This is a genomic window from Flavobacterium xinjiangense (assembly GCF_900142885.1).
Lineage (GTDB): Bacteria > Bacteroidota > Bacteroidia > Flavobacteriales > Flavobacteriaceae > Flavobacterium > Flavobacterium xinjiangense.
Map to the genome: position 1 here is coordinate 146,167 of NZ_FRCL01000008.1, position 17,370 is coordinate 163,536.

12 protein-coding genes are annotated in these 17,370 nt (G+C 35.9%); 8 read left to right on the plus strand and 4 right to left on the minus strand.

The genetic code is table 11. The annotated features are described in order from the left end of the window. Nucleotides 1–40: 40 nt before the first annotated feature. Entirely contained in the window at nt 41–1,384 is a 1,344-nt protein-coding gene (gene rseP, locus BUC23_RS11380; protein ID WP_073209509.1) for an RIP metalloprotease RseP, read from the minus strand. A 190-nt stretch (nt 1,385–1,574) separates the two neighbouring features. On the opposite strand from rseP, the gene BUC23_RS11385 reads away from it, so the two are divergent. From BUC23_RS11385 to BUC23_RS11410, 6 genes are all read left to right on the plus strand, one after another. Continuing rightward, nucleotides 1,575–2,642: an NADH:flavin oxidoreductase/NADH oxidase gene (locus tag BUC23_RS11385; RefSeq protein ID WP_073209511.1), complete on the plus strand. Its 1,068-nt coding sequence runs from the start codon at nt 1,575–1,577 to the stop codon at nt 2,640–2,642. Nucleotides 2,643–2,738: 96 nt separating this feature from the next. Then, on the plus strand, nt 2,739–3,779 hold the full coding sequence (locus BUC23_RS11390) for a Gfo/Idh/MocA family oxidoreductase (RefSeq protein WP_073209513.1): 1,041 nt from the start codon (nt 2,739–2,741) through the stop codon (nt 3,777–3,779). Between the two features lie 150 nt (nt 3,780–3,929). After that, nucleotides 3,930–5,141: an MFS transporter gene (locus BUC23_RS11395; protein WP_084538336.1), complete on the plus strand. Its 1,212-nt coding sequence runs from the start codon at nt 3,930–3,932 to the stop codon at nt 5,139–5,141. Between the two features lie 325 nt (nt 5,142–5,466). After that, nucleotides 5,467–8,304: a carboxypeptidase-like regulatory domain-containing protein gene (locus BUC23_RS11400; RefSeq protein ID WP_073209514.1), complete on the plus strand. Its 2,838-nt coding sequence runs from the start codon at nt 5,467–5,469 to the stop codon at nt 8,302–8,304. A 19-nt stretch (nt 8,305–8,323) separates the two neighbouring features. Then, nucleotides 8,324–9,676 carry a DUF5689 domain-containing protein gene (locus BUC23_RS11405; RefSeq protein WP_073209516.1) on the plus strand — a complete coding sequence of 451 codons (1,353 nt, stop codon included), beginning with the start codon at nt 8,324–8,326 and terminating at the stop codon, nt 9,674–9,676. A gap of 64 nt (nt 9,677–9,740) precedes the next feature. Next, the gene (locus tag BUC23_RS11410) at nt 9,741–10,202 is read left to right on the plus strand and encodes an FKBP-type peptidyl-prolyl cis-trans isomerase (protein ID WP_073209547.1); all 462 of its coding nucleotides are present in this window, start codon (nt 9,741–9,743) and stop codon (nt 10,200–10,202) included. 64 nt (nt 10,203–10,266) lie between these two features. Here BUC23_RS11410 and BUC23_RS11415 read toward each other — a convergent pair whose 3' ends face one another. Then, nucleotides 10,267–12,384, minus strand: coding sequence for a glycoside hydrolase family 97 protein (locus BUC23_RS11415; protein ID WP_073209518.1), 2,118 nt, complete (start codon nt 12,382–12,384; stop codon nt 10,267–10,269). Between the two features lie 305 nt (nt 12,385–12,689). Continuing rightward, nucleotides 12,690–14,336, minus strand: a complete 1,647-nt coding sequence (locus BUC23_RS11420) for a DUF6377 domain-containing protein (protein ID WP_073209520.1) — start codon at nt 14,334–14,336, stop codon at nt 12,690–12,692. A 182-nt stretch (nt 14,337–14,518) separates the two neighbouring features. Between BUC23_RS11420 and hflX the strand changes: the two genes are divergently transcribed. Both hflX and BUC23_RS11435 read left to right on the plus strand, forming a co-directional pair. Continuing rightward, nucleotides 14,519–15,769 carry a GTPase HflX gene (gene hflX, locus BUC23_RS11425; protein ID WP_073209522.1) on the plus strand — a complete coding sequence of 417 codons (1,251 nt, stop codon included), beginning with the start codon at nt 14,519–14,521 and terminating at the stop codon, nt 15,767–15,769. A gap of 339 nt (nt 15,770–16,108) precedes the next feature. Then, nucleotides 16,109–16,957, plus strand: a complete 849-nt coding sequence (locus tag BUC23_RS11435) for a tetratricopeptide repeat protein (protein WP_073209526.1) — start codon at nt 16,109–16,111, stop codon at nt 16,955–16,957. A gap of 79 nt (nt 16,958–17,036) precedes the next feature. Here the strand turns inward: BUC23_RS11435 and BUC23_RS11440 are convergent. After that, nucleotides 17,037–17,370 (minus strand): transposase (locus BUC23_RS11440; RefSeq protein WP_139259843.1); only part of this gene is annotated, 334 nt, incomplete at its 5' end.

Sequence of the window (17,370 nt, forward strand, 5' to 3'; positions counted from 1 at the left end):
TGATTTCTGCAAGCAAAAATTAATTTTTTTTTACTTTTTTTTACTTCCCTACAATTGCCTTGTAAATGTCATTTCCGTTAGCAAATAGTAACAGTGTTATAAGTAATACGAAACCAACCATTTGCGCATTCTCTAGGAATTTATCACTTGGTTTTTTACCGCTAATGATTTCATATAATAAAAACATTACATGACCTCCATCGAGTGCAGGAATCGGCAATAAGTTCATAACTCCAAGCATTATTGATAAGATTGCGGTAATTGACCAAAAAGTTTCCCAACTCCAATTGCTAGGGAAAATATCAAATATGGCTTTAAATCCACCCACTTGTTTGTAAGCGCCAGTACTTGGACTGAAAATCATTTTTAATTGTTTTCCGTACCCTACCAATTGGTTTTTACCTTTTGTAATACCAAACGGAATAGACTCGAATAAACTAAATTCTTGTTTGCTGATTTTATAGTACCCTAATTTTTCTAATGATTCCATTCCTAGTCCACCAGGTTGAACACCAAGTTTTCCTTCATTTGAAACTTGAACAGGTACTACTACTTCTTTTTGATTTCTGAAAACGACAGCAGAAATGGCTTTGTTTTTATTGCTTTCTAAAACTGTTTTGCCTTCATCAAAGTACTTTATTTTTTGTCCGTTAAGAGAAATTAAAATATCTTTCGCTTGCAAAGCAGTGTTTTTAGATTCAGGGGCAACAGCTCCAATAACGAATGGCATTCTAATACCAACAATTGGTGCTTTTTCAACTTTTGACAATTGATCTACAAAATCATTCGGCATTTTTATTTCTTGTTGGACTCCGTTTCTTTCAATAAGAACCTGCTTGCCCATTACAATTTTTGCACTGATATCATTGTCAAATTTGGCTATTTTTTCTCCATCTACCGCTAAGATTTTATCTCCCGTCTTGAAACCTGCATTTTGCATCGCTTTATTCTCAATCAAAAGACCGTCTTTCAAGTCTGCATTAGCAATATAAGTATCGCCATAAGCAAATGCCATTCCGATATAAATAATGAATGCCAAAATGAAATTCACGGTAACGCCACCCAGCATAATAATCAAACGTTGCCAAGCCGGTTTAGAACGAAATTCCCACGGTTGCGGTGGTAAAGCCATTTGTTCTTTGTCCATGCTTTCGTCAATCATTCCGGATATTTTTACATAACCACCAAGAGGCAACCAACCAATACCGTATTCGGTTTCGCCAATTTTCTTTTTTAGAAGGGAATATTTAACGTCAAAAAACAAGTAAAATTTTTCGACTCTGGTTTTGAATAATTTGGCAGGAATAAAATGTCCTAATTCGTGAAGTATAATAAGTAATGATAAGCTCAATAAAAATTGAGAAAGCTTTATAAATATGTCCATTTTTTAATTTTAGTTCTTTTACAACTTACAAAAGTAAGGTTTTCTATTTGTTTAATTTACAATAATTGTTCCATACCGTTTTAAAAGTTTGTTAATTAATAGAATTTCAATTTTTAGTTTCATTGATGTCCCTTAACTTTACTTTTTTGAAACGAATATTTCTCGTTATCTTCACTTTAAAATCAACTTTATGTCTTCAAAATTATTTTCTCCTCTTCAAATAAAAAGCATTACACTTAAGAATAGAATTGTCATTTCTCCAATGTGCCAATATTCAGCAACAGATGGTTTCGCCAATGATTGGCATCTTGTACATTTAGGCAGTCGTGCCAGCGGTGGTGCGGGATTAATCATTCAGGAAGCGACTTCCGTTTCTCCTGAAGGCAGAATTTCACCCGGAGATTTAGGACTTTGGAACGACCAACAGATCGATAAAATGAAAATTATCAATCAGTTTATTCTCAGCCAAAATGCAGTTCCCGGAATACAATTGGCACATGCCGGAAGAAAAGCCAGTGCTGCATCGCCATGGGAAGGCGGTAGAAAAATAGAGGTAAATCAAGGAGGATGGGATACTGTAGCTCCTAGTGCTGTAGGGTATCACGAAAATGAAAAACCACCAATAGCGCTGGATAAATCCGGAATCCAAAAAGTTGTTTCTGATTTTGCATCTGCGACCAAAAGAGCGGTAGAAGCGGGTTTTGAAGTTATGGAAATTCATGCGGCCCACGGTTATTTATTGCATCAGTTTCTTTCGCCTTTATCCAATTTTCGAACAGACGAATACGGAGGAAGTTTTGAGAACCGAATCAGATTGACTCTGGAAGTGGTGGAAGCCGTACAATCGGAGTGGACAAAAGAGTTGCCTTTATTCATCAGAATATCAGCAACAGACTGGGCTGAAGGCGGATGGAATATTGAAGAGTCAGTACAGCTTTCGAAAATACTAAAAGAAAAAGGAGTCGATTTAATAGATGTTTCTTCAGGCGGGGCAGTATCGCATCAGCAAATTCCGTTGGGACCAAATTACCAAGTACCTTTCGCAGACCAAATCAAAAAGGAAGTTGGAATCAGTACTGGCGCCGTGGGATTAATCACCGAAGCCGCTCAGGCAGAAGAAATCATTGCTTCAGGAAAAGCGGATTTGGTCCTGTTTGCCAGGGAATCGCTTAGAAACCCCAATTTAGGGTTGGCATTTGCCGCAGCCCTTAATGTTGATGTGTCATGGCCAAAACAATATCAAAGAGCCAAAATTTAGTAGTACAATATTTCAACACGAATTTGCACCAATTGTTTAGTGTAAATTCCTGAATTTCGTTTTTAACTTTTCAAATTAGTATTTAATTACCGTACCATGCAAAAAATAAGAACTGCGTTACTTTCTTACGGAATGTCCGGAAAAGTATTCCACGCACCATTTATATCGTTTCACCCCGGATTTGAACTGATTGGTTCGTGGGAAAGAAGTAAAAAATTGATACGCGAGGATTATCCATCGGTTAAAAGTTATTTCCAAATTGATGCGCTGCTTGAGGACGATGTAGATTTGGTCATCGTAAATACGCCGGTCGAAACGCATTATGAATATGCTAAAAAAGTATTGCTTGCCGGAAAACATGCCATTGTCGAAAAAGCATTTACCACAACTGTTGCCCAAGCACAAGAACTGGCAGCTTTGGCAAACGAAAGAGGAGTAAAATTGGCCGTTTTCCAAAATAGAAGGTGGGACAGTGATTTCAAAACAGTACAAAAAATTATTTCAGAGAAAAAATTAGGGGATATTGTGGAGGCTGAATTTCATTTTGACCGCTACAATCCACTTTTAAGTCCAAAATCCCACAAAGAAACTGCTAATTCCGGAGCGGGAATCCTGAAAGATTTAGGACCTCATTTAATTGATCAGGTCTTGTGTTTATTTGGTTTGCCTAAAGCTGTTTTTGCCGATATTCGTATCACTAGAGAACATTCTTTAGTAGATGATTACATTGATATTTTATTGTACTATCCTGATTCTAGAGTCCGATTAAAAGCCGGTTTTTTTGTTAGAGAAGCGAATCCTGCTTATGTGATTCATGGCAAAAAAGGATCTTTCCTAAAACCACGTGGCGATGTGCAGGAAGACGATTTGAAATTGGGAAAAAAACCTAATTTAGAGGAATGGGGAACAGAAGCTAAGAGCAAAGAAGGGCTTCTTCATACGGAGTTTCATACTGATATATTACGGGAAAATGTACCAACACTTCAAGGGAACTATTATGATTTTTTTGACGGGGTCTACAATTCCATTTCAAATAATCAGCCGGAACCTGTTACTGCACAAGATGGCGTTCATGTCATGCAAATTATTGAAGCCGCAATTCAAAGTAGTGCCCAGAAGAAAGTGATTGACTTATAGTTTTATCCAGAATTTCAGCAATTTAACCGGGAATTCGATGGGACTTTTTATAAACAATAACGTTGTAAATTGAGCGGCCTAGCGTATTCACGTCATTGGAAACATCTCTTTTTGTACTTTTGCGGGGTACAACTTCAAAATAGAGTTCACTTGATTGATTTAAATTTTATATCTCGGTTCAAAACCAAAGCAAAATATAAGAAAACATATAAGGATGCTAAACTTTCTTATTTGAACCGCATTCGTTGGGCCGTTTCTATGTTTTATTTTGGAATGGGATTGTGTTTTGCCACTTGGGCCAGCAGAATTCCTGATATTAAAACCGAATTGCATTTGGGATCAGGCGAATTAGGAACTATTTTATTCGCAATTCCGCTGGGACAATTGATTATTATGCCTTTTTCGGGGAAATTAGTGACCCGTTTTGGAAGTCACCGCATCCTCGTCTTTGCGCTTTTGTTCTATGTTTTAAGTTTATCGAGTTTAGGATTGGCAGTCGCTTCTTGGCAACTTTCCCTTGGATTATTATTTTTCGGAATCTTTGGAAACTTGTCGAATATTGCAGTAAATACTCAGGGCGTTTACACCGAAGAACTTTTTAAAAAAACAATTATGTCTTCGTTTCACGGCATGTGGAGTTTAGCAGGTTTCATTGGAGCTGTTGTAGGAATAGGAATGCTGGCGTTAGAGCTTACGCCGTTAATTCATTTTATGATTGTGGGCGGAATCGTTCTTTTATTAATGATTTTCAATTATAAATTGTTGATAAAAGCCAAGGAAACAATCAAAACCGAAAAGAAAAAGTTATTCTCAAAACCAGACAGTGCTTTAATTTGGTTAGGTATAATTGGTTTTTGCTGCATGGCAAGCGAAGGAGTGATGTTTGATTGGAGCGGCGTTTATTTCAAAGATGTTATCAAAGCGCCCGGACCATTAGTGATTTTGGGATATACTTCATTTATGATTATGATGGCTGGAGGACGATTTTTTGGGGATGGTTTAATTCATAAATTCGGAAGAAAAACAGTAATGCAAATCAGCGGAATTATGATTTCGGCAGGACTTTTTACCTCAGTATTTTTTCCGTTTTTAATTCCGTCTACTATTGCATTTATGTTTGTTGGACTAGGAGTTTCTACCATTGTTCCAACGATTTATAGTATTGCGGGGAAAAACCCAACAGTTCCCCCCGGAGAAGCGTTAACAATTGTTTCGAGCGTAAGTTTTCTTGGCTTTTTGATGGGACCTCCTGTAATTGGATATATTGCCGAATTATTTGGTCTGCGATTTTCATTTGCTTTCATCGGTGTATTTGGAGTTTTGATAGCATTTATGGTTTCCAGAATCAAGGCAATTCAATAAAATTCAAATCTGTTTTTCTACACATAATTTCTTAAACCCGAATTGTTTTTTTAAACGATTCGGGTTTTTTATAAGAATTATTTTGCTAAAAAGTATTTATTTATAGTTTTTTTCTTATTTTTATCGTTAGAATCCAAATAATCAGCCATTTGCCATTGTTTCGGATTTTAAATACCACACTTTTCCAAAAATCATTTCCCGTTAATTTTCAATCTGTTTTTCCTATTTGGAACACTATTTCCGTGGCTTTTTTTGAACCCAAAAACGGAGATACCACTTTCTTTAAAACAGAATTTTCAAACTTTTTTATAACCAGTGACTATTTATGAATAAATTGTACTTGACGCTTTTCTTTATAATACAGTTCAAATTTGCTTTTGCGCAGCAGGAAACTGGAATTTTCGGTAAGATCATCGATGCGAAAGCGCAAAACCCAGTAGCTTCAGTTGTTGTTACCATTCAAAATACCAATTTGATGGAACTCACAAATACAGAAGGAAGTTTCAAATTTAATGCGGTGCAGAGTGGTAGTTTGCTAATTCTGATTCATAGTCAAGGTTTTAAAGATGCTTTGTATCCAGCAGATTTACTTGAGGGACAACTGTTGGATCTGGGAACAATAGCTTTAGAGGAAGATCAATCTATAGAACAGCAAGGCAGTTTAATTGCGCTCACCGAAAGTGATTTTAGTGATGACAATAGCGGTTCCGAAAATACGTCCGGACTTTTGCAATCTTCCAAAGATGCTTTTCAACAAGCGGCTGCTTTCAATTGGGGTCAGGCTCGATTCCGGATTCGGGGATTAGACAGCGAGCATTCGACGATGATGATTAATGGTGTTTCCATGAATAAATTATACGATGGACGGCCGCAATGGGGCGATTGGGGCGGGCTAAACGATGCAACACGAAATCAGGAATTTTCCGTTGGGACTTCTCCATCTGATTATACTTTTGGAGGGATTTTAGGAACACAGGAAATTAATACGCGTGCTTCCATTTACAGGCCTGGTTCCCGTATTTCATTTTCGGGAACCAATACTAATTACAGTTGGCGCATGATGGGAACCTATGCTTCGGGAATGAATAATAAAGGTTGGGCATTTGTTATTTCGGCAGGAAAACGTCTGGCGACCGAAGGTTATTTTGAAGGAACAAATTACGATGCTAATTCTGCTTTTTTAAGTGTTGAAAAAAAATTAGGCGATTCCCATTCACTGAATATATCTGCTTTTTATACACCTAATTCAAGAGGGAAAAACTCTCCCAATACTACCGAATTCACTGAATTAACAAGCGAAAAATACAATTCCTATTGGGGTTTCCAAGACGGGAAAAAGAGAAATGCCAGAATGAAAACCATAGAAGAACCGATTGTAATGTTGAATCATTATTTTAAAATAAATGATCATACCAATTTGAATTCAAGTGTAATGTATCAATTTGGAAAAATAGGAAATTCTAACCTGGATTATCAAAATGCGAATAGTCCGGACCCAACGTATTATAGAAAAATGCCGAGTTATTACAGTTCGCTTTACGCGAAAGATAATGGGGAATTTTCAGGTGCATTTACTCCGGATTTAGAAAATGCCGAGAAAAGTAAAGTTTTGTTTTTAGCGAATCCACAAATCGATTGGAACGCAATGTACCAAGCCAATCAAGATCCAATTATGGATAGTAATGGCCATATTTCAGAATACGAACCGGCGAAAAGCAAGTATGTTTTATACGAAGACCGTACTGATGATAATACTATTGTGGCTACTTCTATATTCAACACACAGTTGACGGAAAATATTATTTTGAATGCCGGAGCCAATTTTAAAAATTTGAAATCACACAATTACCAGAAAGTTTTGGATTTATTAGGAGGTTTGTATTTTGAAGATATAGACGGTTTTTATATTGGAAACCAATCGCAATCGGATTTGAATAATCCAAATAGGCAAGTGGTCGTGGGAGACGAATACGGCTATAACTATAATTATGTGGCCAATACTCTTGATGCATTCACACAATTCAAATTTTCATACAACAAAGTTGAATTCTATCTGGCTCAAAGTTTCTCGAGCACCAATTATCAAAGAGAGGGTTTGTACAAAAACGGAATTTACGTAACCAATTCTCTTGGTAAAAGTGAAAAAGTTCAATTTGAAAATTTTGGTTTTAAAGGTGGGGTAACTTATAAAATATCTGGAAAACAACTGTTGATTTTCAATGGAGCGCATTTGACAAAAGCACCAACTGTACGAAATACTTTTCCTAATTCGAGACTGAATAACTCGATTACAGACGGTCTGGAAAGTGAGAACATTAGTAGTCTAGACGCCAGTTATATCTATCGTTCCCCAGTTTTCAAAGCACGCCTTACCGCTTATTATACATTAATAAAAAATGCAACTCAAACTTCTTTTTTTTATGCGGAAGGAATTTTTGATGATGGTGCAGGGTACAACAATACGAGCGCATTTGTGAGTCAGACACTGACGCATTTAGAAAAGAAGAATCTAGGTGCGGAGTTAAGTTTGGAATATCAGTTAAATCCAACGTTGAAAACCACTTTTTCCGCTGCTTTTGGAGAATACACCTATAATAGTAATCCAAATGTAATAGTCACCAATGACGCCGAAGCTTCAATAGAAAACACGAATCCAGTTTTTGATTTTGGGACGGCGCTATTAAAAAATTACAAACAAGCAGGTATGCCACAGCAAGCCTATTCGATTGGAATTGAATATCGGGATCCAAAATATTGGTGGATAGGGGTAAATATAAATTATTTGGCAAACAGTTATATTGATGTTTCACCAATAGCAAGAACGAATCATTTTTACACAAACCCAGCAAGTGGTTCTAACTTTCCGGAAGCTACAGAAGAAAGAGCCAAGGAATTATTGCAACAGGAAAAATTTGATCCCACGACTTTATTAAATATTGTTGGCGGGAAATCGTGGAGAATCTATGGAAAGAATGTTGGGCTTTTTGTCAGCATCAATAATGTACTTAATACGACTTATAAAACTGGCGGTTACGAACAAGCCAGAAATGCCAATTTCAGACAACGCAATCAGGATGTTTCCAGCGGAACGCCATCTTTTGGAAACAAATATTTTTATGGTTATGGAAGAACCTACTTCGTCAATCTTGCAATCAATTTATAAACTTGAAAACTGACATATTATGAAAACGAATATCTGTAATCGACTTTTCTCTATAGCAATCACCTTCCTTTGTGCAAGTTGTGTAAATGATGCGGTTGATGTTCCTAAACTAACTTGTACGCAGCCGGATTTAACCGTAAACCGAACCGTTGCAGAAGTTCGAACAAATGCCAATGCAATTGTAACCCAATACAAGTATGACGATATTATAGAAGCTTATGTTGTTTCCAGTGATGAATCGGGGAATTTTTTCAAGTCAATTTCCTTTCAAACTTTGGCAACAGCCACAACACCAGCAATTGGTTTTAGTGTGCCTGTCGATGCCAGTAATTTGTATATTGATTACAGATTAGGAAATAAAGTATACGTAAAACTAAAAGACCAATACACTGATATTTCGTTTGGCGGGATGCGCATCGGAAGCATTTTTGTCAATTCATACAACGAAGGCGGAGTTGGGCGACTTTCTCAAAATGACTATAAAAAAGTATTGAATGCTTCATGTACAACCGTAAAAGAAGAACTTCTGGTAAAACAAATTTCGATGGAAGATTTATTGAATGATTCTAATTTGAATACGTTGGTTGAATTGTCGGATGTTCAGTTTACGGCGGATGCTATTGGTCGCCATTATTTTGAGGAAACCAATAATGTGGGTGGCGCAACCAATTGGGGTTTGATGGATAAGTTTGGTAATCAAGTGTATTTTAGAACGAGTAGTTTTGCTGATTTTTCCAGTAGTTTAGTTCCAAATGGAAGCGGAAAAGTAAGAGGGATTTTAACAAAATATGGAACGGATTACCAACTATTACCGCGCTCCGAAAAAGATGTGGTGATGACAGGAACAAGAACAGCTCCATTTTTCTCAGAAGATTTTGAAACGGTAGTTGATAAATCAAATTTGAGTCTTCCAGGTTGGGCAAATATTGTTCAAAAAGGGACGCTTTTCTGGAAAGGCACTGTGTATTCCGGAAACGGTTACGCCGAATTTAATATTTCGGGAGCAAAAGTAGTTTCGAATGTGGCTTGGTTGATTTCTCCAAAAATAGATATGGATAAGCATACTAATGAAATCTTGACTTTCAGAGCTGCGCAACATCATTTGGACGTTGACTCCCAATTGAATTCTTTGGAAGTTTATGTTTCCACTAATTTTGACGGGTTGAATGTAGCTACCGCAACTTGGACTCAGGTTTTGGTAAAATTACCTAAACAAGCTTCACCTTGGTATCAATTTGTGGGAAGCGGCGCAGTAGATTTATCTTCGTATAAAGGAAAAATCAACATTGCTTTCAAATATACAGGTTCTGGAAAAAACCTGGCTTTGGACGGTGCTTTTCAAGTGGATGATGTACAGGTTTTTGGAAATTGAAAAACACAATTTATGTAGCGTGTATTTTTATATATTTGCAACCGTACAAATTAAATTAAAATTTATGAAATCTATTTTATTAGCATTAGTTTCTATACTATTTGTTTCTTGTTTATCAGATGGTGGAACATCTAAACCGGTTGATTACACCGTTCAAAATGAAAAAGAAATTGTTGATTATATTGCCAAAAATAAATTAACTGCTCAAAAAAGTGATACAGGATTGTATTATGTGGTTAACGAAGCCGGTACTGGAGCGCAACCTACCGCAACGTCTAATGTAACTGTAGCATACAAAGGTTATTTCACTAACGGAAATGTTTTTGATCAAAGTACAGCGCAAGGAATTTCATTTGGTTTGAATCAAGTGATAAAAGGATGGACAGAAGGAATTCCTCATTTTAAAGCAGGAGGAAGTGGTATCCTTTTAATTCCGGCTCGCTTAGGATATGGAAGCAACGATAGCGGTCCTATTCCTGGAGGTTCTGTACTTATTTTTGAAGTTAAACTTATTTCAGTGAATTAGGAATTTGTTCCCTAATAACACCAAAATAAAAAGGCTGTCTTTTCGGACAGCCTTTTGTAATTAATTATTTTTTGGTTTCAACGATGCTTATCGCATAACCTCCGCCCGGAGCACTGAACTGCGCCAGTTTTGATTTGTTAGTCACTGTCATTTTACGTATTGTATAGGCTTGCGGATTTGTTTTATAATGCGCATCCTTAGCATCTGCGTAAATCGTAGCAATATATTTTTTCCCTTTTTCCAAGAAATCAAATTTGATGGTTGAGGTACGAGGAGTTTCTCCATTTACATTACCAATAAACCAATTGTTAGTCACTTTTGCTTTACGCGCAACGGTAACATATTGACCTGGTTCTGCTTCAAGGTATTTACTGTCAGACCAATCTACCGCTACATCTTTTATAAACTGAAAAGCATCAGCAAAGCGGTCATAATTTTCCGGTAAATCTGCTGCCATTTGCAACGGACTGTACATGGTTACATATAAAGCCAGTTGATTCGCTAACGTGCTATTTACATGAGAATGATTATCAGGATTCAATTTGCTTAAATCCATTTCAAAAATACCCGGAGTGTAATCCATCGGTCCTCCTACTAAACGGGTAAAAGGCAATACTGTTACGTGGTTTGGTTTTGAACCTCCAAATGACTGATATTCTGTTCCTCTTGCCGCTTCGTTACCAATTAAGTTTGGATACGTTCTGCAAATTCCCGTTGGACGAACAGCTTCATGCGCATTCACCATAATTTTATAGTCGGCAGCTTTTTCGATAGCATACTGATAGTGGTTATTCATAAATTGGTTATAATGATTTCCACCGTTTTCAATGATAGAACCAACATATCCGCTTTTTACGGCATCGTATCCATTGTCTTTCATGAATTGGTATGCTTTATCCAAATGACGTTCGTAATTACGAACAGAACCTGAAGTTTCATGGTGCATAATCATTTTAATTCCTTTTGATTTGGCATATTCATGCAAACCTTTGACATCAAAATCCGGATAAGGAGTTAAAAAATCAAAAACATAATCTTTGGAATGGCCAAACCAGTCTTCCCAACCTTCATTCCAACCTTCAACCAAAACAGCATCAAAACCGTTTTTGGCTGCAAAATCAATATATTTCTTCACATTGGCGTTATTCGCACCGTGTTTGCCGTTTGGTTTTGCTTTCGAAAAATCGCTAACGCCAAGTTGTACTGTTGGAAATTCATCTGTGTATGCCCAAGAACTTTTTCCGGTGATCATTTCCCACCAGACACCTACATATTTAACTGGTTTTATCCATGAAGTATCCTCAATTTTGCTAGGGTCATTCAAGTTTAATGTCATTTTTGAAGCCAGAATTTCTCTTGCGTCATCACTAACGATAATCGTACGCCAAGGCGAATGACTTGGAGCTTGCATATATCCTTTGTCACCTTTTGCATCTGGTGTCAACCAAGATTCGAAAATCATGTTCTTGTCATCCAGATTCAAATGCATACAAGAGTAATTGATCAAAGCCGCTTCATGCAAATTGATATAAATTCCATCATTCGTTTTCAACATTAATGAAGTTTGAACTCCTGTTGTAGAAAAAGAAGTTTGCGATACATTAGCCGTTTTTGCTTTTTCTGATAAACCTCTAATTTCAGATAATTTTGAGGTAGTATAATCGTATTCTTGGGTGTCATAATCTCCAGGAATCCAAAATGCAGTATGATCTCCTGTCATTGCAAATTGCGTTCTTTCTTCTTTGATTACAAAATAAGTCAGGTTTTTTTGGGAAGGGAATTCATATCGGAATCCTAGACCATCGTCAAACAAGCGGAAACGAATAACAATTTGTCTGTCGGTTTCTTTTTGATTTAAAGTTACTGCCAATTCGTTATAATGATTGCGAATGGAGGCTACTTCTCCCCAAACTGGTTTCCAGTTTTCATCAAAAGTTGCTGTTTTCGTATCAACAACGGTGAAATCATTTAACAACGATTTTTTGTCGTCTTTTAATTCAAGACCTAATTTACTTGTTTTTACAACAGCTTTGCCTTTGTAATTTAAATTGTAAATTGGTGTTCCGTCATTTTGTAAGGAGAACTCCATTACAAATTTTCCATTTGGAGATTTTAACTGCTGCGATTTTGCAGGGCTAAAAAAAGCGAGCCAAACAAGGGCTGTGAAAAGAAATTGCTTCATTTTTTAAAATAGAATTTAATAAATTAATTTTTCAGGTTTGGGAATAGTTGATGAATTTCACGAAATCGATTTATTCAAAAACGCATCGTTTTCCAGATTTCGAGAAAGTAAAAGTAGGCGGTTTACACACTACATATTTTTGTCATTCTAAAAAAGTAGATTGTGTTTCTATTTTTAATATGCAATATACTGAATAACTGTGTATTGTGTGAATTTATCTTTTAAAAAAAGTGGTGACTTTATAATGAAAAATAAGACTTTAAGATTGTTTTAATCCAAAAAACCTCCTGAAAAACCAGATTTTTCTATTTTAAATTGGTTCCTATTCGCATAACTTGTGCTTCAAAATCTTCCCGTGGACCTGCTGCTTTATTTTTGAGTTGCGAGCGGTAATTGTAAATCGTGGATACCGAATACCGAAGGAAAGTCGAAATTTTTGCACTGTCCTTGATTCCCAAACGGATGAGAGCAAAGATTCGTAGTTCCGTATTTAGGAGTTCTCCTTCCTTCAATTGTATGGCTTCATCGTCAATCAATAAAGCGCTGAATTCTGCTATGAAGTTAGGGAAGAGTTGCAGGAAGGTTTTGTCAAAAGTAGTGAGGAATTCCTTAAGCTCATTTTCGACAAACTGTTTCGATTTTACCGCACTAATCAAGTCGTTCATTTTTCCTGTTGTTGCCATGACATTCAATTTTCGGCGGTATTCGTCTAATTTTCCTATGTAATCGGAACACTGATCCATGTAGCGGCCAATGTATATTTCCTTCAAAAGATTGGCTTCCGTCAGCGTATAATTGGTATCGTTCAATTTTTCATTGAATACATTTAATTCCGTATTCAATTCCGAAAGTTTGCTGTTGGCCAAACTTAAATCCTGTTTTGCTTTGGACAGTTTTTTCATTTGCTTAAAAAGCAAAAAAAGCAATGCCAACAGGAATACCGATAATATACTGGCACTTATTAAAAACAGCACCAACTGGAATCGGTTGGTTTCATTTTGTTTTTGATAAGCCTCGTTGATAATGGGCAGCATCTTCGATATCTCATACGTTCGTAAACGCGCATTACAAAAAAGAGCGTCTTCAAGCGAGCGTTTGATGTAGGTGTAAGCGCGGTCAATATCCCCGTTTTCGTACATTATAAAAGCCAAAGAACGCAACGAAATATATTCTTTTTTGGCCAATTGCAAATCGGAAATAGCCGAAATGGTCAGCCATTTTTGCAGTTGTTCAGGTTCTTTTTTTCCGCGATACACCTGCGAAATAAGATAGGCAATAACTGCTTTGTCAGGACTATTGGTATCAATATTTGGGAAATAGTTTACCAATAAAGGAAGTGCCTCATTGTATTTTCCAGCATCCAGAAGCGCGCTGGACTTTGCCATAATATAAGCGCTTGATGAAGTAGGATATAAGTTTAAGGAGGAATCACGGTACTTTTTGGTTAATAAAATGTATTTTTCTTTTTCCTGAACCGAAGCGGCATAATCAGCCATATAGCCATAAACGACGCTATTTACAGTAAAAAAATAGCCTTTTAAGTCGGGAGTAGTATTGATATTGATTGTAGTAAGGATTTCTGTCGCTTCCTTATACATTCCCAATGTTCCCATTATCGAAGCCAGATTCAATCGCGCATTATTAATCTTCTGAATGTCATTTAGTTTTTCGGCAATTTGAAAACTCTTTCTAGCGTAAACCAATGCCGAGTCGGACTGATACGATTTATATTCGAAATATAATTTTCCATAAATGGCATATTTTTGAACATCACTGGAAGTATAGTTCAGCAGTCCTTTGAGCTTGCTGATTTCAACCGCTTTTTTATCCGAATACAATTGGTAATCCGCTACCGTTTTGTCCAATTCATCTAATAAGGGATCAAAATTATTTTGTCCAAAAAGAAAAATGGGGAATAATAAGGCAAAAAGTAAAGTCGAAAACCGATGCATTCAAATAAATTTAATTCCTGTAAAAATAATTAAAAATCCATGCTAATTCCTAAAATGAAAATCTAAATCAACCAGTGTAAATTTTATTTTAAACTATCATTATTCACACCTTCTGATTTTTTATAATAACATAACTTCATAAGTACGGGGCAAATCGTTAAATTTGTAGCTTATTCAAAGACATGTTAGAAAAACAAGTAATAAATTTCGAAAAAACGGCCATTGTAGGTATTGTAACTCAAAATCAAAGTGAAGAGAAACTAAATGAATATCTTGACGAATTAGAGTTTTTGACTTTTACCGCAGGCGGCCAAGTGGTGAAACGTTTTTCGCAAAAAATGGAACGCCCAAATCCCAAGACTTTTGTCGGAACTGGAAAAATTGAAGAGATTCATCTTTTTGTAAAAGAAAATGAAATTTCTACCTTGATATTCGATGATGAATTGTCACCGTCACAACAAAAAAATATATCTAAAATAATCACGGAATGTAAAATCCTAGACAGAACACACCTTATTCTGGATATTTTTGCGCAACGTGCCGAAACTTCGTATGCAAGAACCCAAGTAGAATTAGCACAATGCCAATATTTATTACCAAGACTTTCCGGAATGTGGACGCACCTTGAGCGCCAAAAAGGGGGAATTGGAATGCGTGGGCCTGGGGAAACGGAGATTGAAACGGATAGACGTATTGTTCGCGACAGAATCGCATTATTAAAAGAAAAAATTAAAAGTATCGACAAGCAAATGGGAACTCAGCGCGGCAATCGTGGTGCTATGGTTCGTGTGGCTTTGGTGGGATATACTAATGTTGGGAAATCAACTTTGATGAATGCCGTTGGGAAAAGTGATGTTTTTGTAGAGAATAAACTTTTTGCGACCTTGGATACAACCGTTCGTAAAGTGGTGATAAAAAATCTTCCTTTCTTGCTTTCGGATACCGTAGGTTTTATCAGGAAATTGCCAACACAATTGGTAGATTCTTTTAAAAGTACGTTGGATGAGGTTCGTGAAGCTGATTTGCTATTGCACGTAGTCGATATTTCGCATCCTGAATTTGAAGATCAGATTGAGTCTGTAAATAAGACTTTATTGGATATTAAATGCAATGACAAACCAATCATTATGGTTTTCAATAAAATCGATGCTTACAAACCATTGACCATTGATGAAGATGATTTAATGACCGAAAAAACACCAAGACATTTCACTCTTGAAGAATGGAAAGCAACTTGGATGAACAAGGTTGGAGAACAAAATGCGTTATTTATTTCGGCTACCCACAAAGAAAATTTCGAGGAATTCAGAGAACGCGTTTATGAAGCGGTAAGACACATTCACATCACTCGTTTTCCTTACAATAAATTCTTGTATCCGGATTATAAAGATGCTGTGGAGAAAGAAGAAAAAGAAGAGGAAGAAATCGAATAATTTCCGCTAAAACATAAAATACACCAATCCCTTTTGACATTTCAAGAGGGATTTTTTTTGGGCATGTCCCAGCTTCCTCTGCGTTACAGCTGCGTCAGGCTGTGCGCTGCAATCTTTTATTTCGCTACGCTGCATAAAAGGATTTCCGCTGCCATCCTTCATGCGGGCTTTGGCGTTACTAATTCCTTTTATGTTACCCATTGTAAATTTGTAAGAAAAATTGAATATATTTGAGAATAAATATGTCTGATACCCTAATTTGGGTGGCTTTGTATGATTTTGTCACACCTATAAACAAGTTAGCAGTTATATTGCCAAAAAACTTAAAAATAACATTTTATGAAATATTTTTTTATTCTCTTTATACTTTTTACATCAAGTTTAAATGCACAAAATCTTTTGAAATTTGATAAAAGAAATGTTCAGTGCGAAGACAAATGGATAGCTTACCAAATTGATAAAGACAGTACTTATACTTTCGGATTTATTTATGTTGATTCTCAAGCAGGATTGACGCTCAACTACGAAGGAAAATTTAAAATTGATAATAGTGGTAGATTCAATAGAATAGAAAGCGAAACCAAAAAAGAAATTGGTTTTATGAAAGTAAGACTACAGCCCAATAGAACTGCAATTGCCGAAATTCCTGAATCAAAATTTAAAGAACTTAATATTGAAAAAGTTCCAAGTTGGTTAAAATCATACCAAACTGACGAAAGTTCTGTAGACAGATTATATCGTTGGGGTTATATGTATAATGGTTGGAATGAATATGAAAAGGCATTAACTTTTTTAGAAAAAGCAGATAAACTTGACACTAAATTCAAAGGATTACAAACCGAACTTGCATTTTCATATAATGCATTAGGAAAATTTGACAAAGCAGAATTATCGCTAAAAAAAGCAATTGCAGAAAATCCTAAAGATTGTTATACTTATAAAGAATTGGCTTATACATATACAAAGCTTGTGAATTTTGAAAAAGTTACTGAAACTTATGATATAATGACCAAAATTTGTTCTGACCAAAATTTCATACAAGAAACTGCATATAATTTAGCATATCAATATTTCAAAACTAGAGATAAGGTTAAATTCAAAAAGTGGAAAACAGAAACTGAAAAATGGTCAAAATCTGAAAATCAGTACACGAAAAATCTAAATGAAATGGAAACTAAATTAAATTAATAAAAATACAACCCGACCGCACTGATATGAAGTAATCGTTAGCGCATTCTATGATAAAAAACAAGTAAAAATTTAAAAATTAACAGGCAAATTTATATGTATTTATGTAGGGAGTTTGTCTGTTAATTACAGAGAAAACACGACCTATAATTTTACATTTCACATTGTTTAAAACCAGCATTGCGTTCTTACCTTCACCTTTTTTTCTTTCATAATATTCTTTGAGTTGCGGATCATGTTTTACGGCAACTAAAGCACACATTTGTAATATTGACTTCATTTTTTTATCCGCCATATGATTTACTTTTGTTCGCCCTTTGATACTCGAACCTGAACTATATTCAAATGGTGCAGTTCCAGCGTAACAAGCAAATTTTCTTGCGTTATCAAAAGCCGTGAATCCTCTTGTTGCA